22 protein-coding genes are annotated in these 23,854 nt (G+C 63.5%); 13 read left to right on the forward strand and 9 right to left on the reverse strand.

Going from position 1 to position 23,854, the window contains the following annotated elements; all coding sequences use genetic code 11:
- Positions 1–27: 27 nt before the first annotated feature.
- The gene (locus tag BLS26_RS27360) at positions 28–1,755 is read left to right on the forward strand and encodes a cation:proton antiporter (RefSeq protein WP_092515650.1); all 1,728 of its coding nucleotides are present in this window, start codon (positions 28–30) and stop codon (positions 1,753–1,755) included.
- A gap of 2 nt (positions 1,756–1,757) precedes the next feature.
- Here the strand turns inward: BLS26_RS27360 and BLS26_RS27365 are convergent, their stop codons facing one another.
- Positions 1,758–2,114: a tripartite tricarboxylate transporter substrate binding protein gene (locus tag BLS26_RS27365; RefSeq protein WP_197681280.1), complete on the reverse strand. Its 357-nt coding sequence runs from the start codon at positions 2,112–2,114 to the stop codon at positions 1,758–1,760.
- Positions 2,115–2,344: 230 nt separating this feature from the next.
- Here BLS26_RS27365 and ribB point away from each other — a divergent pair, with 230 nt between their 5' ends.
- The 3 genes from ribB to BLS26_RS27380 all read left to right on the forward strand — a co-directional run bounded on the left by ribB (position 2,345) and on the right by BLS26_RS27380 (position 5,935).
- Complete coding sequence (ribB, locus tag BLS26_RS27370) at positions 2,345–3,421, forward strand: 3,4-dihydroxy-2-butanone-4-phosphate synthase (RefSeq protein ID WP_092515651.1); 1,077 nt, start codon at positions 2,345–2,347, stop codon at positions 3,419–3,421.
- 189 nt (positions 3,422–3,610) lie between these two features.
- Complete coding sequence (locus tag BLS26_RS27375; protein WP_092518666.1) at positions 3,611–4,825, forward strand: acyl-CoA dehydrogenase; 1,215 nt, start codon at positions 3,611–3,613, stop codon at positions 4,823–4,825.
- Between the two features lie 192 nt (positions 4,826–5,017).
- On the forward strand, positions 5,018–5,935 hold the full coding sequence (locus tag BLS26_RS27380; protein WP_092515652.1) for an MBL fold metallo-hydrolase: 918 nt from the start codon (positions 5,018–5,020) through the stop codon (positions 5,933–5,935).
- Between the two features lie 126 nt (positions 5,936–6,061).
- Here BLS26_RS27380 and BLS26_RS27385 read toward each other — a convergent pair whose 3' ends face one another.
- Entirely contained in the window at positions 6,062–6,916 is an 855-nt protein-coding gene (locus tag BLS26_RS27385) for a DUF1499 domain-containing protein (protein WP_092515653.1), read from the reverse strand.
- A 242-nt stretch (positions 6,917–7,158) separates the two neighbouring features.
- Between BLS26_RS27385 and BLS26_RS27390 the strand changes: the two genes are divergently transcribed.
- Entirely contained in the window at positions 7,159–8,367 is a 1,209-nt protein-coding gene (locus BLS26_RS27390; protein WP_092515654.1) for a hypothetical protein, read from the forward strand.
- 52 nt (positions 8,368–8,419) lie between these two features.
- Here BLS26_RS27390 and BLS26_RS27395 read toward each other — a convergent pair whose 3' ends face one another.
- Positions 8,420–10,048, reverse strand: coding sequence for a fatty-acid--CoA ligase (locus tag BLS26_RS27395; RefSeq protein WP_092515655.1), 1,629 nt, complete (start codon positions 10,046–10,048; stop codon positions 8,420–8,422).
- Positions 10,049–10,131: 83 nt separating this feature from the next.
- Between BLS26_RS27395 and BLS26_RS27400 the strand changes: the two genes are divergently transcribed.
- Positions 10,132–11,280 (forward strand): extensin family protein, encoded by a 1,149-nt coding sequence (locus tag BLS26_RS27400; RefSeq protein ID WP_092515656.1) that lies wholly within the window; start codon positions 10,132–10,134, stop codon positions 11,278–11,280.
- 36 nt (positions 11,281–11,316) lie between these two features.
- On the opposite strand, the gene BLS26_RS27405 is transcribed toward BLS26_RS27400, so the two are convergent.
- The gene (locus BLS26_RS27405; RefSeq protein WP_092515657.1) at positions 11,317–11,994 is read right to left on the reverse strand and encodes a L,D-transpeptidase; all 678 of its coding nucleotides are present in this window, start codon (positions 11,992–11,994) and stop codon (positions 11,317–11,319) included.
- A gap of 339 nt (positions 11,995–12,333) precedes the next feature.
- Between BLS26_RS27405 and BLS26_RS27410 the strand changes: the two genes are divergently transcribed.
- Both BLS26_RS27410 and BLS26_RS27415 read left to right on the forward strand, forming a co-directional pair.
- Positions 12,334–13,311, forward strand: coding sequence for a magnesium transporter CorA family protein (locus tag BLS26_RS27410; protein WP_092515658.1), 978 nt, complete (start codon positions 12,334–12,336; stop codon positions 13,309–13,311).
- Positions 13,312–13,560: 249 nt separating this feature from the next.
- Positions 13,561–13,785 (forward strand): hypothetical protein, encoded by a 225-nt coding sequence (locus tag BLS26_RS27415; protein WP_092515659.1) that lies wholly within the window; start codon positions 13,561–13,563, stop codon positions 13,783–13,785.
- A 26-nt stretch (positions 13,786–13,811) separates the two neighbouring features.
- Here the strand turns inward: BLS26_RS27415 and BLS26_RS27420 are convergent, their stop codons facing one another.
- Together BLS26_RS27420 and pdxH are read right to left on the reverse strand one after the other, a co-directional pair.
- Positions 13,812–14,567, reverse strand: coding sequence for an SDR family NAD(P)-dependent oxidoreductase (locus BLS26_RS27420; RefSeq protein ID WP_092515660.1), 756 nt, complete (start codon positions 14,565–14,567; stop codon positions 13,812–13,814).
- A complete protein-coding gene (gene pdxH / locus BLS26_RS27425; protein ID WP_092515661.1) occupies positions 14,567–15,208 on the reverse strand; it encodes a pyridoxamine 5'-phosphate oxidase in 642 nt (213 codons plus the stop codon). Before pdxH ends, BLS26_RS27420 begins: the two co-directional genes overlap by 1 nt.
- A 119-nt stretch (positions 15,209–15,327) precedes the next feature.
- Between pdxH and BLS26_RS27430 the strand changes: the two genes are divergently transcribed.
- Together BLS26_RS27430 and BLS26_RS27435 are read left to right on the forward strand one after the other, a co-directional pair.
- Positions 15,328–15,735, forward strand: coding sequence for an RT0821/Lpp0805 family surface protein (locus BLS26_RS27430; protein ID WP_244541702.1), 408 nt, complete (start codon positions 15,328–15,330; stop codon positions 15,733–15,735).
- A 96-nt stretch (positions 15,736–15,831) separates the two neighbouring features.
- Positions 15,832–16,800, forward strand: a complete 969-nt coding sequence (locus BLS26_RS27435) for a DnaJ C-terminal domain-containing protein (RefSeq protein ID WP_092515662.1) — start codon at positions 15,832–15,834, stop codon at positions 16,798–16,800.
- A gap of 413 nt (positions 16,801–17,213) precedes the next feature.
- On the opposite strand, the gene BLS26_RS27440 is transcribed toward BLS26_RS27435, so the two are convergent.
- The gene (locus BLS26_RS27440; protein ID WP_092515663.1) at positions 17,214–17,984 is read right to left on the reverse strand and encodes an anti-sigma factor; all 771 of its coding nucleotides are present in this window, start codon (positions 17,982–17,984) and stop codon (positions 17,214–17,216) included.
- A 144-nt stretch (positions 17,985–18,128) separates the two neighbouring features.
- Positions 18,129–18,617, reverse strand: coding sequence for an RNA polymerase sigma factor (locus BLS26_RS27445; protein ID WP_074280304.1), 489 nt, complete (start codon positions 18,615–18,617; stop codon positions 18,129–18,131).
- A 258-nt stretch (positions 18,618–18,875) separates the two neighbouring features.
- On the opposite strand from BLS26_RS27445, the gene BLS26_RS27450 reads away from it, so the two are divergent.
- Both BLS26_RS27450 and aroC read left to right on the forward strand, forming a co-directional pair.
- Positions 18,876–19,475, forward strand: a complete 600-nt coding sequence (locus BLS26_RS27450; RefSeq protein WP_092515664.1) for a histidine phosphatase family protein — start codon at positions 18,876–18,878, stop codon at positions 19,473–19,475.
- Positions 19,476–19,670: 195 nt separating this feature from the next.
- A complete protein-coding gene (gene aroC / locus BLS26_RS27455) occupies positions 19,671–20,759 on the forward strand; it encodes a chorismate synthase (protein WP_092515665.1) in 1,089 nt (362 codons plus the stop codon).
- A gap of 25 nt (positions 20,760–20,784) precedes the next feature.
- On the opposite strand, the gene BLS26_RS27460 is transcribed toward aroC, so the two are convergent.
- A complete protein-coding gene (locus BLS26_RS27460) occupies positions 20,785–22,479 on the reverse strand; it encodes a GMC family oxidoreductase (RefSeq protein ID WP_092515666.1) in 1,695 nt (564 codons plus the stop codon).
- 130 nt (positions 22,480–22,609) lie between these two features.
- Here BLS26_RS27460 and BLS26_RS27465 point away from each other — a divergent pair, with 130 nt between their 5' ends.
- The gene (locus BLS26_RS27465; protein WP_092515667.1) at positions 22,610–23,803 is read left to right on the forward strand and encodes an adenylate/guanylate cyclase domain-containing protein; all 1,194 of its coding nucleotides are present in this window, start codon (positions 22,610–22,612) and stop codon (positions 23,801–23,803) included.
- Positions 23,804–23,854 lie beyond the last annotated feature (51 nt).

The following is a 23,854-nucleotide window of genomic DNA, read 5'->3' on the forward strand; positions in this document are numbered from 1 at the left end:
GGTTGCGGGCAGGAAAAGTCCGGAATTATGCACGAACTCATTGGCGATATCACCTTATGCATCCTGTTCGCCTGGGTGCTCGGCCTGCTGGCCCATTTTTCCCGGCAGCCGCTGATCCTGGCCTACCTTATCGCCGGGTTTTTCATTGGTCCATTCGGCATGGGCTGGGTCAAGTCCCAGGAATCGATCAGCGTCATTTCCGAACTCGGCCTGATCTTCATGCTGTTCATGATCGGGCTCGAAATCGACCTCAAAAAGATCGTGCGCGCCGGCAAGGTCATCCTGTTTGCCGCGGGCGGACAGTTGATCGGCGGCTGCCTGCTCGGGATGCTGTTCTTCCTTGGGATCGGGTTGTCGATGGGGAGCGGCCATTTCGATGCGCTGTATCTCTGCGTCGCCTGCGCGCTGTCCTCTACGGTCATCATCGTCAAGGTGCTGTACGAGAAGCGCGAGCTCGATACCCTGCCAGGGCGCATCACGCTCGGCGTGCTGGTGCTGCAGGACATCTTTGCGATTCTGTTCCTGGCGGTGCAGCCGAGCCTCGACAATCTGCAGGTAAGCGTGATCCTGCTGTCGATCGGCCGGGTCGGGGTGCTGGTGGCGACTGCGCTGGTGCTGAGCCGCTATGTGCTGCCGCGGCTGTTCCACCAGATCGCGCGCCGGCCGGAACTGATTCTGCTGGGCGCGCTGGCCTGGTGCTTCCTGATCGGCGAGATCGCCGAACGGCTGCATCTGTCGCGCGAAATGGGCTCGCTGGTGGCGGGCGTCTCATTGTCTACCTTTCCCTATGCGCTCGACGTTACCGCCAAGGTGACGACGCTGCGCGATTTCTTCATCACGCTGTTCTTTGTTGCGCTCGGCATGACCATTCCCATTCCCGGACTGTCCGTGATCGGGATGGCGCTATTGATCGCCGCTTTCACGGTGGTCAGCCGCGTGGTGACGACGTTCACGCCGCTGTACCTGATGAAGCAGGGTCTGCGCGCCAGCCTGCTGCCGGCGATCAACCTGGCGCAGATATCGGAGTTCTCGCTGGTCGTGATCCAGACCGGCGTGGCCGCCAACCATATCTCGACCGCGACGTCGAGTGCGGCATCGTTTGCCTTCGTGCTGCTGGCGGTGTTGAGCACGTTCGTGATGGCGCGCAGCGATCAGGTCACGCGCGGCCTGATCGGTCCGTTGAAACGGATCGGGCTGCGCGATCTCGACGACGGCCACGACGCCGATGCCGGACATCAGGGGGGACACGGCGAGGCGCGGCGGATCGTCATCCTTGGATTCTTCCGCGCCGCCAGTGCGCTGTTGAGCGAGATCGAGATTCGCAATCCAGCCGTCCTCGAGCAGATCACGGTGATCGACTTCAATCCGGTCGTGTTCCGGACATTGACGGACCGCGGCATGCATGTGGTCTATGGCGATATCAGCAACGTCGATACCTTGCTGCATGCCGGCGTAGCCAGGTCCGAACTGATCATCCTCAGCATCCCGAACTCGCTGTTGAAGGGCGCCGACAACGAAAAACTGGTCCGGCACGTCCGTTCGCTCAACCCGACCGCCAAAATCGTCGCAACCGCGGAGTTGTTGTCCGACGTCAACGATCTCTACGAGGCCGGCGCCGATTACGTCACGGTGACGCGGCTCAGCGATGCCCACCAGTTGTACAAGGTGATCGAGGCCGCCCAGGCGGGCTTGCTGGAGGACCGGCGCGCGGAGACCGATGCGCTGCTCAGCGAGCGTCGCGAGGTGCTGCCGTAGGCCTACAGACTGCTTTCCTGCGCCATCGCGTCGGCAAACGCCGCGCGGCGGCTGGAGCCGAGTCCGATGGTGTAGCCGTCAGGGGTGGCGCGGATCACCGCGCCGGTGCCGATCGTGGCGGACGCGCCCGGCTTGTTCTCGACGATCACCTTGACCTTGAGTTGCTTCTCCAGCAGCTCGGCATATTTGCGGCTGATCGGGTCGGTGGAGCCGCCCGGCGCGTAGGGGACGTAGAAAGTGATGTCCCAGGTCGGCCACTCGTCGGCGGCGTGGGAGGGCGGCGATAGTGCCGCGACGGCTGCCAGCAAAGCGATACCGGCCCATGCCATCAGACGGAAATTCGTTTGAAAACGCATCATGTTTCGACCCGACGCCTGCTTCTTGTTTTTATGGCTGGGACCATGGCGATTGGGACAGGACCTCGTCAATGATTTTTCCTGTCCGGCCCTGTCGCAGCATGTCCTTGCCGCCAGCCCTTATCCGCGACTTCCTGCCCTGCGTATTGGCGCTGGCGTAGGCCTTTTTGTCGCTGGCGCGGGCCTTAGAGTCCGGCTAATGCACTCCCTGCACCAAGCGAGACCTCAAGAAAATGCCCGATACGATCCAGGAAGTTCTGCAAGCTTTTGCCAACGGCGAACTCGTCGTGGTCACCGATGACGAAGACCGGGAGGGCGAGGGCGACTTGATCGTCGCCGCCTCGCTCTGCACCGCCGAGAAGATGGCGTTCATCATCCGTCACACCTCAGGCATCGTCTGTGCGCCGATCACCCAGGACGACGCCCGCCGGCTGCGGCTCGATCCGATGGTGGCGCACAACGATTCAAACCACACCACCGCCTTCACGGTCTCGATCGATTACAAGCCGGATGGCGGCACCGGCATCTCCGCGGACGAACGCGCGTCCTGCTGCCGCGCGCTCGCCAATCCGAATGCCGGCGCCAATGATTTTGCCCGGCCCGGCCACATCTTTCCGCTGATCGCCCGCGACGGCGGTGTGCTTTTGCGCTCGGGCCATACCGAAGCCGCGGTCGATCTCTGCAAGCTCTCCGGCCTGCCGCCGGTCGGCGTCATCAGCGAGTTGATGAACGACGACGGCACCGTGATGAAGGGCGAGCAGGTTGCCCAATTCGCCGCCGTCAACAAGCTCAAGCACGTCACAATCGCTGACATGATCGCCTATCGCCAGGCGCGCGAGAAGCTGATCGAGCGGGTCGCGACCTTCACGACGGAAAGCCCGATCGGGCCGCTGCAGGGATATGCCTACCGCTCGCCGTTCGACGAGATCGCGCATGCCGCGTTCGTCTATAACGGCATCGGCGACGGCAAGAACGTCCTGACGCGGCTACACAAGCCCAACATCGTTAAGGACCTCTTCACGGGGCAGGCCCGGATGCAGGTCGTGCTCAACCACTTCAAGCAGGCCGGCCGCGGCGTGCTGGTTTACCTGCGCGATGGCGCCGCCGGGGTTCCGGTCGAGCCGGTCGGCGAGCAGAAATCGGCCGAAGCCGATCGCAACCGGCAATGGCGTGAAGTCGGCGTCGGCGCGCAGATCCTGCGCGATCTCGGCATTACCTCGATCCGGCATTTGACGTCCTCGGTACACGACTACAAGGGACTGTCCGGTTTCGGCATCGAGATCACCTCCAACGAGAAGCTGGAAGGTTGAACGCTGTCATTCCGAGATGGTGCGTTAGCACCAGACCTCAGGGGTGCAATTGCACCCCTGAGGTTCGCTTCGCGCCCTCAGGTGCGCAATCGCGCACCGGGGAATGACGACGGGAAAGATTTGCGATTCCGCCCATAGACCTTTAGTTTGGCGGCCAATTCCGCAAACGAAGATGCGAAAGGGATTTTCATGAGCGTGCGCCCTCAGACCAAGGACAAGCCGACTGCCGCCGGTTTCCAGTGGGACGATCCGTTCCTGCTCGACGAGCAGCTCACCGAAGACGAGCGCATGATCCGCGACACCGCGCGCGCGTATGCGCAGGACAAGCTGATGCCGCGCATCACCAAGGCCTACCTTGAAGAGAAGACCGACCGCGAGATCTTCAACGAGATGGGCGAGCTCGGCCTGATCGGCATCACGCTGCCGGAAGAATATGGCTGCGCCAATGCGAGCTACGTCGCCTATGGCCTGGTGGCCCGGGAGATCGAGCGCGTCGATTCCGGCTATCGCTCGATGAATTCGGTGCAGTCGTCGCTGGTGATGTATCCGATCTACGCCTATGGCGACGAAACCCAGCGCAAGAAGTACCTGCCGAAACTCGCCACCGGCGAGTGGGTCGGCTGCTTCGGCCTGACCGAGCCGGACGCCGGTTCCGATCCCAACGGCATGAAGACCCGCGCCGAAAAGGTGTCGGATGGCTACAAGCTGACCGGCAGCAAGATGTGGATCTCCAACGCCCCGATCGCCGACGTGTTCGTCGTCTGGGCGAAATCGGCGGCGCATGACAACCAGATCCGCGGCTTCATCCTCGAGAAGGGCATGAAGGGCCTGTCGGCGCCGAAGATCGGCGGCAAGCTGTCGCTGCGGGCCTCCATCACCGGCGAGATCGTGATGGACGGCGTGGTGGTGCCGGAGAGCGCGCTGCTGCCCAACGTGTCCGGCCTGAAGGGCCCGTTCGGCTGCCTCAACCGCGCCCGCTACGGCATTTCCTGGGGCGTGCTCGGCGCCGCCGAGGACTGCATGCACCGCGCCCGCCAGTACACGCTCGACCGCAAGCAGTTCGGCCGCCCGCTGGCGGCAACCCAACTGGTGCAGAAGAAGCTCGCCGACATGGAGACCGAAATCGCGCTCGGCCTGCAGGCCTCATTGCGTGTTGGCCGCCTGATGGACGAGGGCAAGATGGCCCCGGAGATGATCTCGATCGTCAAGCGCAACAATTGCGGCAAGTCGCTCGACATCGCGCGGGTGTCGCGCGACATGCACGGCGGCAACGGCATCCAGATCGAATATCACGTAATGCGCCACACCGCGAATTTGGAAACCGTGAACACCTATGAAGGCACCCACGACGTCCACGCCCTGATCCTGGGCCGGGCGATCACCGGCATTCAGGCGTTTTCGTAAAAGCTGCTCCTCCGTGAGCCCCGGTCGTGGCCGCACCACACACTGTCATCGTCCGCGAAAGCGGACGATCCAGTATTCCAGAGGTCTATCGTTTCATCTCGAATGCCTGCGTCTACTGGATACCCCGCTTTCGCGGGGTATGACGATCGAGGTTGTTTCGCGGCCTGCGCGTCGCCGCTGATAGGAATTCCCATGGCCGACAACGACGACATCCCGTTCAACCGCGACTTCCCGCTGAAACCTGGTGTGGTCGATGAAGCGCGCCCCGGGGTGCGGCGGGTGCTCTGCAACAATCCGAGCCCCTTCACCTTCACCGGCACGGTCAGTTACATCGTGGGCCAGGGCAAGGTCGCGATCATCGATCCCGGTCCCGACGACGAGGCCCATGCGAAGGCGCTGCTGGATGCGGTGCGCGGCGAGACCGTGACGCATATTCTGGTCACCCATACCCATCGCGACCACTCGCCGAACACCGCGCGGATCAAGGCCGCCACCGGCGCGCCTGTCTATGCCGAGGGGCCGCATCGCGCCTCGCGGCCGCGCTTCGAAAGCGAGAAGCACAATCCGGAATCCGGCGCCGACCGCGACTTTCGGCCGGATATCGAGGTCAAGAACGGCGACACCATCGAAGGTCAGGGGTGGGCGCTCGAAGCGGTGGCGACGCCCGGCCACACCGCCAATCACCTGGCGTTTGCCTGGCCGGAGCGGAAGATCAATTTCGTCGGCGACCACGTCATGGGCTGGTCGACCTCGATCGTGGCGCCGCCGGACGGATCGATGATCGACTACATGGCCTCGCTGGAACGCCTGGAGCGGCGCGCGGAAGATCTGTATTTCTCAGGGCACGGACCGGAAATTCCGGAAGGGCCGCGTTACGTCCGCTTCCTGACGAGGCACCGCAAGGCCCGCGAGGCCTCGATCCTGCACCGTCTCGCCAAGGGTGATGCCGACATTCCGACCATGGTGCGCGCGATCTATATCGGCCTTGACCCGCGGCTGACCACCGCCGCCGGCTATTCCGTGCTGGCGCATCTGGAAGATCTGGTCGGGCGCGGTATCGTTGCCACCGACGGCGATCCGGTGATCGGCGGAACGTACCGGATGGCGTGACTTGCTTGTCATTCCGGGGCGATGCGAAAGCATCGAACCTCAGATGCGCAATTGCGCATCGGGGAATCCCGAGATTGCCGCGCGAGATTCCGGGTCTGCGCTACGCGCATCCCGGAATGACTTGCGTCACTTCTTCACCGTCTTGGCCGGCGCCTTCGGCGTTGGCGCGGGCGTCTTCTTCACCGGCTTCAGCGCAGCCGCCTCGGCCGCCGTATTGATGTCGTCGATCAGCTTGCTGACACGCGCGGCGTTGCTGCCGAGATCGCTCTCGAAATAGCGCGACGAGGAGCGGATATCGACGCGCGAATCCTCGCCGTCAGGGGTGATGCGGATCGAGACGTCCTCGCGAAAACCCATGATCGGCGTGCGCGCCACCGCCTCGATGCGGCCGATGCGGCGGGGCGGCAGCGGCGGCCGTTCGTCGATCACAAGCCATTTGCGCTTGGTGACCAGCGCAAGCGTGACGTCATAGGCGCGTTGCGGCGGCACCTCGAGCTCGACGGTCTCGATATCCGGATAGGCCAGCCGCTGCTGCTCGGCCGAATAGAGGCCGGCATACACCGCGGAATTGGCGCCTTCGCCGCTGCGCAGCCGCGCCAGCGCCTCGAAACGCGGCGGATCGATCGGATCGGTGGTGATGTCGTGGATTGGCGGCAGCTTGCGGTATTGCAGGCCGAGATAGGCCGGGTAGGCCAGAATGACCGCGTCGATCACAAGCGCCAGCAGGATCCGGCTCATGCCGCGCGAGCCGTTCTGCCAGATCGCGGCAAAGGCGGCGAGGCCGAGCAGAATGGATAGGCCCGCCAGCGCCAGGGCGCCGAAGAACGTTGCCAGCGCCGGCTTCATTTCGAGGAAACCGAAGCGGACGATCAGGATCGAGACCACGACCGCGATGATGGCGAACAGTGCGAGGTTGCGCGACCAGGTAGCGAGACCGGACACGGGCTCCGACTGGTAGGGAGCGGAAAACCTGCGGGCCATCCTTCGTGTTCCATCACCGATTTGGTCGCCGGACTTGGGGCCGGACCTGGGGGCCGCCGGGCGACGGGATCAAGGCTGACCTAGCGCATTTTCCGCGGCGCTGGAAAGTGCTTTATCCTGTACCGGAACAGGCCTTGCCCTTGACCGTACCGGGCGTTTCGCAGGGGTCAATTCGAACCTGTGCGCCAAGATGCGCCACAAATGAATTGGCTGATACGCAGGCTTGGGGACGGGTAGGACGGATGCGGGGGCAGGGAAGCGAGATCGAGCACCGCACAGGATGGCGGAATCTGCTGCGGCGCCCCGTCGACCGGCTGTTCCTGCTGAAGACGACCGTCATCGTGGCCTTTTGCGCGGGTTTGCTGATGTGCCCGGCGCTCTGGATCGGGCCGCGCTCCTATCCGGTGGTGCCGGTCTCGTCGCTGTTGCCGCCGATCGAGGGCGTGGTGGCGGCAGGCCTGTATGGCTGTCTCTTCCTGCTGGCGGCTCTCGCCGTCGTCCTGCCGAGACCCCGGTGGTGCGTCGCGGGCTTTCTTGCGATCATTGCCGTGTTCTGCCTCACCGACCAGACGCGATGGCAGCCCTGGGTCTTTCAGTACGGTTTTTTGCTGGCGATCGTTGCGCTCTGTCCGCGGGCCGGCTCCGGGCAGGGCGATCAGGCGCGCGTGCTCGACATCGCCCGGCTGATCGTCGCTCTCACCTACGTCTTTTCCGGGCTCCAGAAGATCAACCTGAACTTCATGGAGAATGATTTTCCGTGGATCGTCTCTCCGATCAGCGGCTTGCTCCCGTCCGCCAGCGGCGTGTTGGGGGCGTTCGGATTCGTGGTGCCGTTCATACAGGTCGCATTCGGCATTGGTCTGCTGACGCAGCGCTACCGCCGCGTCTCGCTGTGGTCGGCCGTCTGCATGCATCTGTTTATCCTGGCCATGTTCGGGCCCGCGGGCCTGAACTGGAACGACGTGATATGGCCGTGGACCGCGACAATGGCGGCTTTCGACGTCCTGTTGTTTTCGCAGGCCTCGGATTTTTCGTGGCGCAAGGCCGCAACCAGGCGAGAACCCTCCCTTCTGGCCGCGATCATGCTGTTTGCGCTGCTTCCCTTGCTGAGCTTTTTCAACCTGTGGGATTCGTACCTGTCATCGGCGCTCTATTCCGGCAATCTCACGGAGGCGCAGATCTACCTCAGCGACATCGGAGCAGCCTCGCTTGCCCCCGCGATCAGGTCGCGGCTGGTCCACACATCGCCCGATACCAACGTCCTGAACATACAACGCTGGGCGATGGAAGATCTCAACGTGACGCCGTATTCGGAAACCCGCGTGTTCAAGGCGGTCGCCAAAAGCGTTTGCAGCGGCATGCGCGACCGCAGCCAGCTGGTTCTCATCGTCACGGAACAGCGGATGTTTTTCAGCCGTCCGGAGTCCGGCTATCGGTGCGCCGAGCTGTAATGTGCATCCGTGTTCGGGGAGCTTGCTTGTGGCACGCCCCCCGGGTCGTCGCTCACGCCGCCGCGTTCGGGAAGCTGTAGGTCTTGAACTGGTCGCGCAGTGCGGTCTTGAGGATCTTGCCGGTCGCGGTGTGCGGAATGCCGTCGACGAAGGCGACGTCGTCGGGCATCCACCATTTCGCGATCTTGCCATCCATGTATTTCAGGATGTCCTCGCGCGAGGCCTTCTGGCCGGCCTTGAGCTGGACGATCAGAAGCGGGCGCTCGTCCCATTTCGGATGATGGATGCCGATCACCGCCGCTTCCGCCACCGCGGGGTGGCCGACGGCGAGGTTTTCCAGGTCGATCGACGAAATCCACTCGCCGCCGGACTTGATGACGTCCTTGGAGCGGTCGGTGATCCGCATGTAGCCGTGGGCGTCGATGGTCGCGACGTCGCCGGTGTCGAAATAGCCTTCATCGTCGAGGATGTCGGTATCGACGCGGAAATAGGCTTTTGCGATCGCGGGGCCGGAGACCTTGAGCCGGCCGAAGGTCTTGCCGTCCCACGGCAGCTCCTTGCCGGCATCGTCGGTGATCTTCATCTGGACGCCGTAGGGCGGGTAGCCCTGCGTCTGCAGGATATCGAGCCGTGCTTCACCATCGAGTTGGTCGAAGGGCGGCTTCAGCGTGGCGAGGGTGCCGAGCGGGCTCATCTCGGTCATGCCCCAGGCGTGGCGGACCTCGACGCCCATATCAACAAAGGATTTGATCATCGAGCGCGGCATCGCCGAGCCGCCGCACACCACCATGCGCAGATGCGGCAGTTTCAGGTTGCCGGCGGCCATATGATTGAGCAGCATCAGCCAGACGGTCGGAACGCCAGCGGTATAGGTGACCTTCTCGGTGTCCAAGAGTTCATAGACCGAGGCGCCGTCGAGCTTCGGGCCGGGCATGACCAGCTTGGTGCCCATCGAGGGTGCGGAGAACGCGATGCCCCAGGAATTGGCGTGGAACAGCGGAACCACCGGCAGCATGACGTCGGCGGCCGAGGTGCCCAGCGCATCCTTTGAATTGGCCAGCAGCGCGTGAATCACGTTGGAGCGGTGCGAATACAGCACGCCCTTGGGATCGCCCGTGGTGCCCGAGGTGTAGCACATCGCGGCGGCGGTATTTTCGTCGAAATTCTTCCACTGGAACTTGCCGTCGGCTTCCGCAATCCAGTCCTCATAGGCGACCGCGTTCTTCAGCGTGGTCTGCGGCATATGGGCCTTGTCGGTGAGTACGATGTAGCGCTCGACGCTCGGCAGGCTGGCGGCGATCTTTTCCAGCACCGGCACGAAGGTGATATCGACCATCACCACGCGGTCCTGCGCATGGTTGATGATCCAGGCGATCTGCTCGGGGAACAGACGGGGATTGACGGTATGGCAGATCGCGCCGATTCCCATGATGCCGTACCAGACTTCGAGGTGGCGCCAGGTGTTCCAGGCGATGGTGGCGACGCGGTCGCCGAGCTTGATGCCGTCGCGTTCGAGCCGTTGCGAGACTTTCAGGGCGCGGGCATGAATTTCGGCGTAATTGGTGCGATGAATGGGACCTTCGACCGACCGCGTAACGACTTCCTGCGTGCCGTGATACTTCGCCGCGTGTTCGATAATCCGGTGGCAAAGCAAAGGCCAGTCTTGCATCAATCCGAGCATACGCACGTCCCTCCCGATGGTTATTCGCTCCCGCATGATCCCGCCAAAGTTCTGGTGGTTTGGCGTGAGATCATGGAATTGACATGAACTGTAGCGCGGAGAAAGCAAGCCGAAAATGGGTTAATGGCGCCTTTGGCCGCACACGAGCGGCAATGGTTACCGTTGCCGCGGTGCTGCTTCTGCTTGGTGCGCCGGCAGGCCCGGTTCACGCCGCGAGGGGCTTCCGCCCGGCGCCGTGGGGCGATCTGTTCGGTGACCCGCCCAAGCCGAGGGGCAGCGTACGCCGCGCGGTAGTGCCGCTGCCGAAGCCGCGTCCGGCCGATGCTCCGGCGGCGGAGACGGGGACGGGCCCTGCGGCCGAGCCGCAGCCACCCCAGGCCGGCAAGCCCGCCGAGCAGGCCGCACCCGCGTCCCCGCCTGCACCTCCGCCAGCGCCGCAAGCCTCGGCCTGCCGGCAGGCGCTGACGGAGGCGATCGCCATCGCCCCCAGCATTCTCGATATCCATGGTGCCGGCGGCTGCGGCGGCGAGGATCTAGTGCGGCTCGAGGCGATCGTGCTGCCGGACGCGCGGCGTGTATCGGTGAAGCCCGCGGCGATCCTGCGTTGCGCCATGGCCTCGGAACTGGCCGACTGGATTCGCAAAGACATCGCGCCGCTCGCGGTCAGCCTCGGCAGCACGATTTCCGATCTCGACAATTTCGACTCGTTCGAATGCCGCGGCCGCAACCGGATCGTCGGCGCAAGACTGTCCGAACATGGCCGTGCCAACGCGCTCGACGTGCGCGCGCTCAAGCTCGCCAATGGCCGCTCGATCGCGCTGACCGACCGCACGGTGCCGCGCGAGGTACGCGAGACCGTGCTGCATTCGGTCTGCGCGCGATTCACCACGGTGCTCGGCCCCGGTTCGGACTGGTATCATGAAGATCACATCCACCTCGACCTGATGGAACGGCGCAACAATTACCGGATCTGTCAGTGGGACGTGCTGGACCCGCTGCCGCAGGTAGCGCCGCTGTTGCCTGCGGTGCGCCCCGACGACGCGCCGCCGCGTGAGGTCGCCGCCAAATCTGACGGTGCCAAGTCTGATGGAGTCAAGTCTGATGGAGCCAAGTCTGACGGAGCAACGCCTGAAGCCGCCGCACCGGCGGAAGCCGAGAAATCGGACGAGGCCGAACCGGAGCCCGCGGCCAAGCCGGCAACAAAAAAGCCTGCAACAAAAAAGCGCCGGTAAAACCGGCGCTTTTGATCTTGCCTAAACGTACAGGGCTTACTGGACGTTAGCGCCGCCGCCCTGTAGGGCCAGCGCCGAGTTGAAAGGGGAGTCGCCGTGCTTCGGCTCCAGCACCACGACGACCGTATTGAGGCCGACGCGGTCATAGAGGTCGATCACGTCCTCGTTGGTCATGCGGATGCAGCCCGACGAAATCGAAGCGCCGATATATTCCGGCTGGTTGGTGCCGTGAATACGGAACAGTGTGTCCTTGCCGCCCGAGTAGAGATAGAGCGCGCGCGAACCCATCGGATTGTCCGGTCCGGGTGCAACGAACTTCGGCACACCGAGACGCGAAATCTCGCCCGGCGTCGGATGCCACGGCGGCCACTCGGTCTTGCTGCCAATCTTGGCAATGCCCGACCACGCCATGGCTTCTTCGCCGACGGTGATGCCGTAGCGGATCGCCTTGCCGTTGGCCTGAACCAGATAGAGATAGTGGTTGTCGGAATCGACCACGATCGAGCCCGGCGCTTCCTTGCGGTGATAGTCGACGATCGCGCGGCGGAAGGCCTCCGGAACCGGGGTCTTCACGTAGGAAACCTTGGCCAGCAGTTCCTTGTCGCGCGGCTTGAAATTCTGGGTGTTGGTCGCTTCGTAGGTCGCGCCCTGGATGCAGCCTGACAACATCAGACTGGCCGCAAGGATACCCAATGTAGCTTTCAGCGACGACATGTTTACTTCCAATCGAAAGCTCTGCGTTCGCGGCGGCAAATCTGCGCCTCAAACGCGACGATTCCATTAATCTCATTATCGACAAAAACCGGCAATTATTCCAGTGCTTGCGTAGCCGTTCGGCGCTGCGGGAGGCTGGCTGTGGCTTTTATGCCGCAAGTTTTGCGGTTTGGGGTCGATTCTTGGGCAGGGGTGGCGCTGGTGCCGAATCAGGGCCACGCTACCGCCACCCCACCGCCACAAATGTGGACCGGCGGTTAATATGCCAGTCATGAAGCGCTTGTCAGAATCGCGTTTAGTGCCGCTGGGTACGGTCTGTGCCCTGTTCCGGAGTTGCCCATGTTCTCGGTGTACGTCCCCTCGGAAACCTCCCTCAAGAAGGCTGAGGTCGCCGACCCGGCGGCCCTGCCGGAGGCCGCGGTCTGGATCGATCTGGTGAAGCCGACGGCGTCGGAGGACCACGCGGTGGAGCGACTGGCCGGGATTGCGGTCCCGACCCGGGAGGACATGCAGGAAATCGAGATTTCCAGCCGGCTCTATATCGAGAACGGCGCGCGCTACATGACCGCGACGCTGATGTGCCATTCCGACACCGATATGCCGCGCACCACGGCCGTCACCTTCATTCTCACCGGCCATCGCCTGGTCACCGTGCGTTACGATGAACCGAAGCCGTTTGCGCTGGTCGAGAACAAGCTGGCGCGATCCTGCGCGGCCGGCATCACCGGCGAAATGGTGTTGATGGAGCTGCTGGATGCGGTGATCGACCGCTGCGCCGACATTCTCGAGCGCGTCGGCGCCGATGTCGACCAGGTCTCGCACGACATCTTCGAACCCGAAGAGGAGCGCCACGGCCACGCCAAGCAGTATTCGCAGATCCTGCAGGCGATCGGCCGCAAGGGCGATTTGACCTCGAAAGTCCGCGAAAGCCTGGTCTCGATCGGCCGCGTCGTCACCTTCCTGTCGGCTGTCATGGAAGGGGTCAAATGGTCCAAGGACATGCGCGAGCAGCTCAAGACCATGCAGCGCGACGTCGCTTCCCTGACCGACCACGCCTCCTATCTTTCCAACAAGATCACCTTCGTGCTGGATGCGATGCTCGGCGTCGTCAATCTCGAGCAGAACAACATCATCAAGCTGTTCTCGGTGATGGCGGTGGTCTTGATGCCGCCGACGCTGATCGCCTCGATCTACGGCATGAACTTCAAGGCGATGCCGGAACTCGAATGGGTGCACGGCTATCCCTACGCCCTGGTGCTGATGGTCGCCGCGGCGATCGTGCCGTACTTCATTTTCAAGTGGAAGAAGTGGCTCTAGAGCGTTTTCAAGCGAAGCATGCCCTCGGACGTGATCCGTGGGTGGGCACCGGCGTAGCAATCAAGTTTACGCAGATTGCGTAGACTTATCTGCGTAAAGAAAACGCGTTAAACAAAGGAACAGGCCGCGGTTCCCGGCTTTCCCGACATACGAATCCCGCCTCAATTCCACTACTAAAATTTGAGCGGTGCGCTGAACGATTGATCGAAACTTGTCTGCGATAAGAGTGCTTCAGGCCGTGAGGATACAATGGTTGAGAAAACTCTAACGTCACCCCGTAACGTCATCGATCTGGCGCGCTATCAACAGGGGCGCGCGGCAGTACGGGCGCAGGCGATTTCGGCACGGCTTTGCCGGCATTGCGGCGCTGTTCTGGCCGACGGCGAGAACGAGGACGAGTGCTCCGCCACGTTCAGGGTCGACGACACCACCCTGCGCTGGCAGGCCGCGCAGATTTTGCGTGGGTTGATCTGATATTGCTTCGAACGCGGTGCCCGCACCTAAACGTGCTGGCCGCCGTTGATGTGGATTTCTGCGCCGTTCACATAGGAACTGGTTTCGGTACAGAGCACGTAGATGATCTTCGCCACTTCGTCGGGCGTGCCGAGCCGGTGCAGCGGGATATCTTCCTCGACGATCTTTTCGGTGCCCGGTGACAGGATCGAGGTATCGATCTCGCCCGGCGCGATCGAATTGACGCGGACGCCGACCCGCCCGAAATCCGACGCCATTTCCCGTGTCAGTGAAGCCAGCGCCGCCTTCGAGGTCGCATAGGCCACGCCCGCGAACGGGTGGACGCGGGAGCCGGCGATCGAGGTGACGTTGACGACCGACCCCCTGGCGGCCTTCAATTCCTCGATCAGCCCGCGCGCCATCATGATCGGTGCGAAGAAGTTCACCTGAAATACGTGGCTCCAGGTGTCGATGTCGGTGTCCATGGTGCCCATGCGTCCGCCGCCCGGAGCCTTCGGCGAAATCGCGGCGTTGTTGACCAGCGCATGCAGCGCGCCGCCTTCGAGGCGATCGCGGATTTCCGAGATTGCCCGCGTGGTGTCGGCATGGTTGGCAAGGTCGACCTGGACGTGATCCTCAGGGCCAGCATCCCACGGGCAGTTTTCCGGAAACGGATGCCGCGAGCAGGTGATGACGCGCCAGCCGGCGGAGGAGAAGCGGATCACGGTGGCATGGCCGATGCCGCGGCTGGCCCCGGTCAGGAGCATCGTGCGTCGGGGGCCGTGGTTGGACGAGCTTACCATCAGGGATACATCCGCACCTTGGACCATGCCTGATCAGGCGCATCACGGCGAAACTCGATGCGGTCGTGCAGGCGGAACGGACGGTCGTGCCAGAATTCGAAACGCGACGGCATGATGCGCCAGCCGCTCCAGCCCGGCGGCCGCGGCACCTCGCCGATGATGTGCTTGGCGGCGAACAGCGCGATCGCCTGCTCGAATGCAAAGCGGCTTTCCAGTGGCTGCGACTGTTTGCTGGCCCAGGCGCCGATCTGCGCCTGCTTCGGCCGGGTCGCGAAATAGGCGTCGGCCTCTTCTGAAGTTACCGGCGTCACATTGCCGCGGATGCGGACCTGACGGCGCAGCGACTTCCAGTGAAAAAGTAAAGCGGCCTTAGGATTTGCGGCGAGTTCGCGGCCTTTCTGGCTGGCGATGTGGCTGTAGAATACGAAACCGTCCGCGTCATAGCCTTTCATCAGCACCATTCGCACGTCGGGCAGGCCGTCGGCATCGACGGTTGCGAGCGACATCGCGTTGGGATCGTTCGGCTCCGACTTCACCGCTTCCGCAAACCACTCGCCGAACAGCGCCAACGGTTCCTCGGCGGCGGTAAAATCACCCGATGTTAACGGTGTCGGGTGTTTGATGGAGGTTGTGTCCGTCATGTCAGGAGTTCCAGTTGCGTCCGTTCGCGTCCCAGAGCGCGCCATCGCCCCGGTATAGGTTCGCCCTATATAGGACATGGGGACGCGTTGGCCTATCGGCGATCAAGCCGGCGAGCGCGATGGTGACACTGATTTTGGTCGGCCTCGGCTCGAGCGGCTGCAGCCTGAACCGGTCGGACCAGACGCTCGCCAAGTACGACGACAGCGAAGTCACGGGATCGATCGGCCCGGCTACGCCGCCGACCCCGACCGAGAGCGATCTGGCGTTTGCCCGCACTGCCGCCTCCGACGTCCTGACCAAGGGCGACAAGGATTCCAGCCAGCCCTGGGAAAACCCGGAAACCGGGGCGCGGGGGTCGGTGACGCCGCTCGCCCAGTCCTATGCCGCCGAGGATGGCCGGACCTGCCGGGATTTCCTGGCGAGCTATGTCAACGGACGCACCGAAAGCTGGCTGCAGGGCGCCGCCTGCAAGGCCAGCCAGGGTCGGTGGGAAATTCACACACTCAGACCCTGGAGGCGGGGCTAACCCGTTGCAAAAATGCAACTGGCTCCCCAGATGAAGCCAAAGCCGGCATTTTGCCCTAAGCTTCGCGAAACCGAATTCCTGAAGGAGACCTGACGTATGCGCGACCCCTATGAGATCTTGGGGGTGCCGCGGGGCGCCAGCGCTGCGGCGATCAAGAGTGCCTACCGCAAGCTCGCCAAGAAGCATCACCCGGACAGCAACAAGAACGACCCGAAGGCCGCGGACCGTTTTTCCGAGTTGAATACGGCCAACGAGATCATCGGCGACGAGGACAAGCGAAAGCAGTTCGATCGCGGCGAAATCGACGCCGAGGGCAAGCCCCGCTTTCAGGGCTTTCCCGGCGGCGACCCGCGCAGCCGCGCCGGCGGGCCCGGCGGCTTCCAGTCCCACACCTTCCGGACCGGTGGCGGCGCCGGTCCCGGCGGCATGGGCGGCGCAGGCTTCGAGGATATCCTCAACAGCATGTTCGGCGGCGCGGCGGCCCGGGGCGGGCGCGGCGGCGGCAGCAGGACCTTTGAATTCGATACCGGCGGGATCGGCGTCGATCTCGATCTCAACGTCGCCATGTCGGTGTCGCTGGAAGAATCGGTCAAGGGCGGCGAGAAGCGCGTCCGGCTTCCGACCGGCAGGGAGCTTAATGTCAAAATTCCCGCCGGCGTCACCCCGGGTCAGCAGATCCGGCTGAAGGGCCAGGGCGAGACCGCCCCCGGCCATCCGCCCGGCGATCTCCTGATCACGATCAGCATCGCGCCGCATCCGTTCTTCAAGGTCGACGGCAGCGATTTGCGGGTCGATCTACCGATTACGCTCTATGAAGCCGTGCTTGGCGGCAAGGTCCGCGTGCCGACGCTCGGCAGCGCGGTCGAACTGTCGATCCCGAAGAATACCTCGAGCGGCCGCACCTTCCGCCTCAAGGGCAAGGGCCTGCCGAAGGCGGGGGCTGTCGGCGATCTGTTCGTCACCACCAAAATTATCCTCCCCGACGGGAACGATCGTGAGCTTGAGGCATTGATGGAAAAATGGCGTGACGGCCACCCGTACCATCCGCGCAGCGATTTCGGCTAAGCGGAGGGTGATTCGCGCGCCGAAAAAGACCCAGGTTCACAGCGGAGTCCCCGGCAGGTCCTTCCCAAAAAATATCTCTGAAAAATACGATCATTTCCTGAAAAACAAGGTGTTTCAGGAAATGAGGGGCGGCCTCGAAAGGGGGACCAGCGCGGTACCAAACCCCGATCGAGGCCGCTTGCGCCGATCGGCGGATCGAGCGCTACTCATTTTTTCGTGAGTACCCGGTGCGATAATGAGACGCGCCCATGACTTGATTCCAGATTTTCGGTGTCCGAATTGGGACAGCGGGCCCTGGGTAGCGTTTTCGAGCGAAGTGGGCGCCGGTTCGCGTGAAGAAAGCGCGTCAGAACGAAAAAAGCGCCCAGCCGCCGCTTTTCTTGGTCCCGGCTACCGCGCTGCAGCAGCTCCGCTCAGCCGCCGCTTTTTTCCATCTGGTCGTAAACCGCCTGGGCGATTTGGGTCAGGCGTCCGCGGTCGTTGCCACCGCTCACGACATAGCCGACGCCGCGATCGGCCCAGAACAATGCGCTCTCGCTGCCTTGCGCCGCATATCGCATCTGCGTCGCCTCGGCTTCCGACTTCGCGGTGTAGATCGTGAAGCGCTCGCCCGACGCGCTCTCATACATCAGGAAGGACGCCGGTCCGGTCGGGCCCGGCAACAGCCGGCCGCCGACCAGCTTCAGTCCAGCCGCCGCAAGTTCCGGTGCGCGCACATCCCAGCCGCAGCGCTTGGTCAGCCATTGCTGCAGATGGGTGATTTCGCTGCCGGGCACTTCGACGGGATGGCGGACTTCCACCACATAAAGCCGGTGCGCATCGAGCGCATCGACGGTGAAATTCTGGAACGCCGAGGGTGCTGCGGCAGCGCCGCGCGCCACCCAGCCGGTGCCGCCGCCGATGATGAACGCCGCCAGCGTCGCGGCAATCGCGCCATACATCCATCGGCGCGGCTGCTGCACCAGCCGCTCGATCTCAAGCCGCTTCGGCACCGCCTCGTCGGCGACCGCGTCGTAACGCGCATGCAGCGCCTCCGCCATCGCGCGCCATGACTGCACCCGCGCGGCATCGTCGGGATGCGCCGCGAGCCACGCCTCGACGTCGCCGCGGCGTTCCGCCGGCAGCTCGTTGTCGACGTAAGCATGCAGCTCGTCTTCGGTGACGGGAATGTTGGGCTCGGTCATTGTCGTCGTCTCTGCCTATTCCAAGGTCGGTCTATTCAAATGTCTTTGGCGCAGTGTCCGTCTAGTTCTTGTCGGTCTATTCCTGAGGCCGTCTATTCCAAGTCGAGATTTGTTTCGAAATCTGTCTATGCATAACGCTAGCCATCATTTCACCCGACGCAGCGCCGTGCGCTCGCCTTCGAGCGAAGCTTTCACATGTGCCCGTGCCCGCGCCAGCCGGGACATTACGGTGCCGATCGGCACGCCCTGGATGTCGGCGACCTCGCGGTAGCTCAATCCTTCCAGCATCACCAGCAGCAATACCGAGCGCTGCTCTTCCACCAGCGTCGCCAGCGCGCGGGCGATATCGCGGCCCTCGGCCTCGGTGCCGCTGGCGTCCGGGTTGTTGTCGAGCAGCGGCATGAACTGCGGCCGCCGCGCCAGCGATCGCCGCCGGTTCTTGTTGAGGTTGGTCAGGATCGTATAGAGCCAGCTCCTGACGTCGCCGCCGAGAAACAGCCGTTCCGAACGCAACGCACGCACCAGCGTATCCTGCACCAGATCGTCGGCGATGTCGGCATCGCGCGCGAGCGCGCGTGCATAGCGGCGGAGCGCCGGTATCATGGCTTCGACACTTTGGCGAAACGCGGTCATAGCTTCCAGATCGTTAGACGTCATCATATCGATAGCTTGGTCCGGCGCGAACGCCTTACTCAGCATAACACCCAATCGACGCGTCTATTCCGGTGATCGCTGCGCGCGCAAAGCAGCATTAATCCGGGGCGGATTTGGGCTGTACCCCACGAGAGTGCTGGTGTACCTCCACACCGCCGGAATTCCGGCTACCACATCGTCGGCAAGCGTTGCGGAAGCGCCGGACGTTTCGCTGATCAAGGAAGTGCTGCACGTCCGATGCCCGCGCCCGTCATCTACTACATCCGCCACGGTGAGACGTCGTGGAACGCGCTGGGCCGGCTGCAGGGCGTGCAGGACATTCCGCTCAACGACCTCGGCCACAGGCAGGCGGTCCAGGCCGGCAATATTCTCCTCGACCTGTTCGCGCGCGACGGCCGAGAACCATCATCGCTGGCCTTCGTCGCCAGTCCCTTGATCCGCGCCCGCACCACGATGGAGCTGGTGCGCGGCGAACTGAAACTGCCGCCGGCCGGTTATGCGCTCGACGACCGGCTGCGCGAGATCGGCTACGGCCAATGGGAGGGGGCGACCCTGCCCGAGATGCAGGTCGAGGACCCCAATCTGTACGCGAAGCGCCAGACCGAGAAATGGACGGTATCGCCGCCCGGCGGCGAGAGCTATGTCGAGGTCCAGGCCCGGATGCAGGATTGGTATGCCTCGCTGCGGGACGATACGGTCGCGGTGGCGCATGGCGGCACCGCGCGGGCGCTGATGGTGGCGCTCGGCATCGAAACGCCGCTCAGCGCCGCCGACCTGACCATCGAGCAGGGCGCCGTCTACGTGTTCCGCGACGGCGGATTGCAGAAGTATAGTTAATCCAGCCGCCGTCATTCCGGGGCGCCCGAAGGGCGAACCCGGAATCTCGAGATTCCGGGTCTGGTGCTAACGCACCATCCCGGAATGACTGGCTTGAGGTTTGACCCCGCAAGTCACCCGCGTTACCAAGCACCCGTCACGTTGACATACACCGCAAAACGCTGACTGTTTGCACAGACGAGCACACGAAGCCTCATGTCCTTCAACACCTTCGGCCACATGTTCCGGGTCACGACCTTCGGCGAGAGCCACGGGATCGCGATTGGCTGCGTGGTCGACGGCTGTCCGCCGCTGATCTCCTTGACCAACGAGGACATCCAGATCGATCTCGATCGCCGCCGTCCCGGCCAGTCGCGCTTCACCACCCAGCGCCAGGAGCCGGACCAGGTGAAGATCCTGTCCGGCGTGATGGCGCATCCCGAGACCGGCGTGCAGGTGACGACGGGGACGCCGATCGCGCTTCTGATCGAGAACACCGATCAGCGCTCCAAGGACTATTCCGAGATCAAGGACAAGTTTCGCCCCGGTCACGCCGACTTTACGTATGAAGCCAAATACGGCCTGCGCGATTATCGCGGCGGCGGCCGTTCGTCGGCGCGCGAAACTGCGACCCGCGTCGCGGCCGGCGCCATCGCGCGAAAAATCCTGCCAGATGTAAAAGTGCGCGGCGCGCTGGTGCAGATGGGCCCGCACAAGATCGATCGCGAGAAATGGGATTGGGACGAGATCGCGCGCAATCCGTTCAATTGCCCGGACAAGGATAAGGCCGCGTTCTTCGAGCAATATCTCGACGGCATCCGCAAGAGCGGCTCCTCGATCGGCGCCGTCATCGAAGTGGTCGCCGACGGCGTGCCGCCCGGATTGGGCGCGCCGATCTATGCCAAGCTCGACGGCGAGCTCGCGGCGGCGATGATGAGCATCAATGCGGTCAAAGGCGTCGAGATCGGCGCCGGCTTCGGTGCCGCCGAATTGTCGGGCGAGGAAAACGCCGACGAGATGCGCACCGGCAATAACGGCACGCGGTTTCTGTCCAACCATGCCGGCGGCGTGCTCGGCGGCATCTCGACCGGCCAGCCGGTGGTGGTGCGCTTTGCGGTGAAGCCGACCTCGTCGATCCTGTCGCCGCGCCAGACCGTGGATCGCACCGGCCATGACACCGACATCATGACCAAGGGCCGCCACGACCCCTGCGTCGGCATCCGCGCGGTGCCGGTCGGCGAGGCCATGATGGCCTGCGTGCTGGCGGACCATTTGCTGCGCCATCGCGGTCAGGTGGGCGGGTAGAACGCCTCAAGACGTCCAGCCTCGCTCATTGCATGGCGTCTGCGATCTTTTCCGCCGCCATCAGGACCGGGAAGTTGGTGTTGGCGCATGGCACCACCGGAAAGATCGAGGCGTCGACCACCCGCAGGCCCTGCATGCCCTTGACGCGGCCCTGGGTGTCGACCACCGCCATCGGATCGTCGGCCCGGCCCATGCGGCATGAGCACGAGGCGTGCCACACGCCGATCGTCCCCTTGCGCACGAAGGTTTCCAGCGCCTCGTCGTCGTTCATCACGTCATCGAACGTAAAACCTTCGACCACGAAATTGTCGATCATGTAGTGGCGCAGCGCCGCCGGCCCGTCCATCATGACAGCGGCGATGTTGGTCAGAATCCTGTTCTTGGTATTGACCACGCCGATCTTGCGCACGCGGTCGGTATACGCCGCCGGGAACGGCTTGTCCGTCACCGCCTTGACCGCATCGCTCATCTGCACGGCCGCCATCTTGCGGAAACCGCTCATCAGGCGCTCGAGGTCGCGCCGGTCGGACAGCAGGTTGAATTCGACGATCGGTTCGGATGTGGGATCGCGCGAGGCGAGTTTGATCTGCCCGGTTTCGGAATAGGTCTTGTTGACGAAGGTCAGCAGCGAGCCGATTTGCGCGCCGACCGCGTGCCAGGCCGATTTGCTGAGCACGACAACGAACATGTCGCCCTTCGGCACATCAGGCAGCCCGGACGAATAGCGCAAGCCGAGCTGCAAGTGGCGTCTGGTATGCTCATTCATGCGCGCGCCGCGGCGGATAAAGGATGACAGCGAAATCGACGGATGATCCATCAGGCGCTGGCCGACGCCGGGCAAGCCCATCACGACGGGGATGCCCATATCCTTGAGGTGACCGACCGGGCCGATCCCGGCGCGCAACAGATGCGCCGGCGAATGGATGGCGCCACTGGAGAGAATGATCTCGTGGCCGCGGAATTCCTGCTCCCGCCCGTCGACCACGGCCTTGACGCCGACGCACCGCGTGCCTTCGAACAGCAGCTCCTTGACCTGCGTATTGGTCGAGATCGTGAGGTTGGCGCGCTTGCGCGTGTCGCGGTCGAGATAGCCCATCGCGGCCGAGACGCGTTGCTCGGCCTGATTGGAGTGCGTTACCGGGAAAAATCCGTCGACGAACTCGCCATTCTGGTCCGGCACGAATTGATGGCCGGCTTGCTGGAACGCCTCGGCGAAAGCCTGCGAATGCCGTGTCCAGTGCTCCCGCGGAATCCGGCGGACCGGGATCCGACCATCCTTGCCGTGGAACGGTCCGTCGAAATCGAGGTCGCGCTCGACCTTCTTGAAAAAGGGCAGTACGCCGTTCCAGTTCCAGCCGGTGGCGCCCCGCGCTTCCCATTCATCGTAGTCGGTCGGTGCGCCGCGGTTGGCCATCTGGCCGTTGATCGACGAGCCGCCGCCGAGCACGCGTGCCTGTTCGTATTTGCGCAACGGCGGCCGCGCTTCGTTCGGATTGTTATGGCTGACGACCTGGGTCGTGACCTTGAGTTCGGTCCAGTGGAAGCGCGGATCGAAATAGGCCGTGCCCGGATAGCTATCCCTGATCTCGGCCGGCTCGTTGCCCGGTGGGGTGTCCTGTCCGGCTTCGCAGAGCAGGACCTTGTTGGCACTCTTTGCGGAGAGTCTGTGGGCCATGACCGAGCCCGCCGACCCGCCGCCAACGATGATGAAGTCGTACAATGGATGTTTCCCGGTTGTTTTGCCGGCAGGCTAGCGCAGCTTGGCCGCCGGGTCACGCCGGCAGTTGGTGCCCAAACGCAGCGACTGTCCGCCTTGACGCACGCGGAACTTGTGTCCACATGCTACTGGCATGAACGGATCGGATGTCCAGGACCTGGCGGATTGGCTGATCGACGGTGCACGGTCGGCGGCCAACTCGACCCACATGTTTGCCGAAACCTGTGAACGGATTGTCGCGGCGGGCCTGCCGCTGTGGCGGGTCGGCCTTTTCATCCGGACGCTTCATCCCGAAATTTTCGGCCGCAACTTCATCTGGAAGCCGGGCGCCGAGGTCGAGATGGGCACGGTCGATTTCCATATCCTGGAGTCGCCGGATTACCAGAACAGTCCTCTGGCCCTCGTGTTTCAGCAAGGGATCGAGATCCGCGCCCGCGTCGACGATCCCGCCAGCAGCCGCTTTCCGATTATTGCCGACCTGCGTGCCGAAGGGGTCACCGATTACATCGCGTTGCCGCTGCTGTTTATCGATGGCTCGATCCATGCGTCGAGCTGGACCACCAAGCAACCCGGCGGCTTCACCGACGCGCAGCTCGCGGCGCTGCGGCGGATCGTAACGCCGCTGGCGCGGATCAGCGAGATCGTCACGCTGTCCCGTACCGCGTCGGGCCTGCTCGACACCTATGTCGGCAACCGCGCCGGCGAGCGGATCATGGGTGGACAAATTCGCCGCGGCCATACCGAGACCATGAATGCCGGGATCTGGCTGTCCGATCTGCGCGGCTTCACCGCGCTGTCCGACCGGCTTCCGTCGGAGACCGTGGTCGATATCCTCAACCTCTACTTCGATTGTCAGGTCGCTTCGATCCGGACGCATGGCGGCGAAGTGCTGAAATACATGGGCGACGGGCTGCTCGCGGTGTTCCCGGTCGACGAATATGTCGATGATGCCCAGCACGTCTGTGCGCGCATGCTGGAAGCCGCGCACGAATCCCGCGTCAGCGTCGCGGAATTGGAATATCCGATCGGCGACACCGTCGAACGCTTTCGGTTCGGGCTGGCGCTGCATGTCGGGCCGATCCTGTTCGGCAATATCGGCGGTGGCAGCCGGCTCGACTTCACCTGCATCGGTCCGGCGGTCAATCTCGCGGCGCGGCTGGAAAAGATCGCAAGCCGTCTGCAGCGCACGGTAGTGGCATCGGAAGGCTTTGCCTCGATCTGCCGTGGCGGATGGAGCGATCTCGGCGAGTTTCCGATCGCAGGTTTTTCGAAAGCCGAGCGCGTCTACGGCCTGGTCGAGGAGACGTCGGCGGAAACAAGTCACTAGGCCAGCGCCGCCTGGTTTTTTTCAAAACCCGCGACTCTTTCCGAAGCGGTC

This window comes from Afipia sp. GAS231, assembly GCF_900103365.1.
Classification (GTDB): domain Bacteria; phylum Pseudomonadota; class Alphaproteobacteria; order Rhizobiales; family Xanthobacteraceae; genus Bradyrhizobium.

Excerpts from the sequence above, each read along its gene's own strand:
- BLS26_RS27360 (WP_092515650.1), top strand. The coding sequence starts at position 28 with ATGCACGAACTCATTGGCGATATCACCTTATGCATCCTGTTCGCCTGG.
- BLS26_RS27365 (WP_197681280.1), bottom strand. The coding sequence starts at position 2,114 with ATGATGCGTTTTCAAACGAATTTCCGTCTGATGGCATGGGCCGGTATC.
- ribB (WP_092515651.1), top strand. The coding sequence starts at position 2,345 with ATGCCCGATACGATCCAGGAAGTTCTGCAAGCTTTTGCCAACGGCGAA.
- BLS26_RS27375 (WP_092518666.1), top strand. The coding sequence starts at position 3,611 with ATGAGCGTGCGCCCTCAGACCAAGGACAAGCCGACTGCCGCCGGTTTC.
- BLS26_RS27380 (WP_092515652.1), top strand. The coding sequence starts at position 5,018 with ATGGCCGACAACGACGACATCCCGTTCAACCGCGACTTCCCGCTGAAA.
- BLS26_RS27385 (WP_092515653.1), bottom strand. The coding sequence starts at position 6,916 with ATGGCCCGCAGGTTTTCCGCTCCCTACCAGTCGGAGCCCGTGTCCGGT.
- BLS26_RS27390 (WP_092515654.1), top strand. The coding sequence starts at position 7,159 with ATGCGGGGGCAGGGAAGCGAGATCGAGCACCGCACAGGATGGCGGAAT.
- BLS26_RS27395 (WP_092515655.1), bottom strand. The coding sequence starts at position 10,048 with ATGCTCGGATTGATGCAAGACTGGCCTTTGCTTTGCCACCGGATTATC.
- BLS26_RS27400 (WP_092515656.1), top strand. The coding sequence starts at position 10,132 with ATGAACTGTAGCGCGGAGAAAGCAAGCCGAAAATGGGTTAATGGCGCC.
- BLS26_RS27405 (WP_092515657.1), bottom strand. The coding sequence starts at position 11,994 with ATGTCGTCGCTGAAAGCTACATTGGGTATCCTTGCGGCCAGTCTGATG.
- BLS26_RS27410 (WP_092515658.1), top strand. The coding sequence starts at position 12,334 with ATGTTCTCGGTGTACGTCCCCTCGGAAACCTCCCTCAAGAAGGCTGAG.
- BLS26_RS27415 (WP_092515659.1), top strand. The coding sequence starts at position 13,561 with ATGGTTGAGAAAACTCTAACGTCACCCCGTAACGTCATCGATCTGGCG.
- BLS26_RS27420 (WP_092515660.1), bottom strand. The coding sequence starts at position 14,567 with ATGGTAAGCTCGTCCAACCACGGCCCCCGACGCACGATGCTCCTGACC.
- pdxH (WP_092515661.1), bottom strand. The coding sequence starts at position 15,208 with ATGACGGACACAACCTCCATCAAACACCCGACACCGTTAACATCGGGT.
- BLS26_RS27430 (WP_244541702.1), top strand. The coding sequence starts at position 15,328 with ATGGTGACACTGATTTTGGTCGGCCTCGGCTCGAGCGGCTGCAGCCTG.
- BLS26_RS27435 (WP_092515662.1), top strand. The coding sequence starts at position 15,832 with ATGCGCGACCCCTATGAGATCTTGGGGGTGCCGCGGGGCGCCAGCGCT.
- BLS26_RS27440 (WP_092515663.1), bottom strand. The coding sequence starts at position 17,984 with ATGACCGAGCCCAACATTCCCGTCACCGAAGACGAGCTGCATGCTTAC.
- BLS26_RS27445 (WP_074280304.1), bottom strand. The coding sequence starts at position 18,617 with ATGACCGCGTTTCGCCAAAGTGTCGAAGCCATGATACCGGCGCTCCGC.
- BLS26_RS27450 (WP_092515664.1), top strand. The coding sequence starts at position 18,876 with ATGCCCGCGCCCGTCATCTACTACATCCGCCACGGTGAGACGTCGTGG.
- aroC (WP_092515665.1), top strand. The coding sequence starts at position 19,671 with ATGTCCTTCAACACCTTCGGCCACATGTTCCGGGTCACGACCTTCGGC.
- BLS26_RS27465 (WP_092515667.1), top strand. The coding sequence starts at position 22,610 with ATGAACGGATCGGATGTCCAGGACCTGGCGGATTGGCTGATCGACGGT.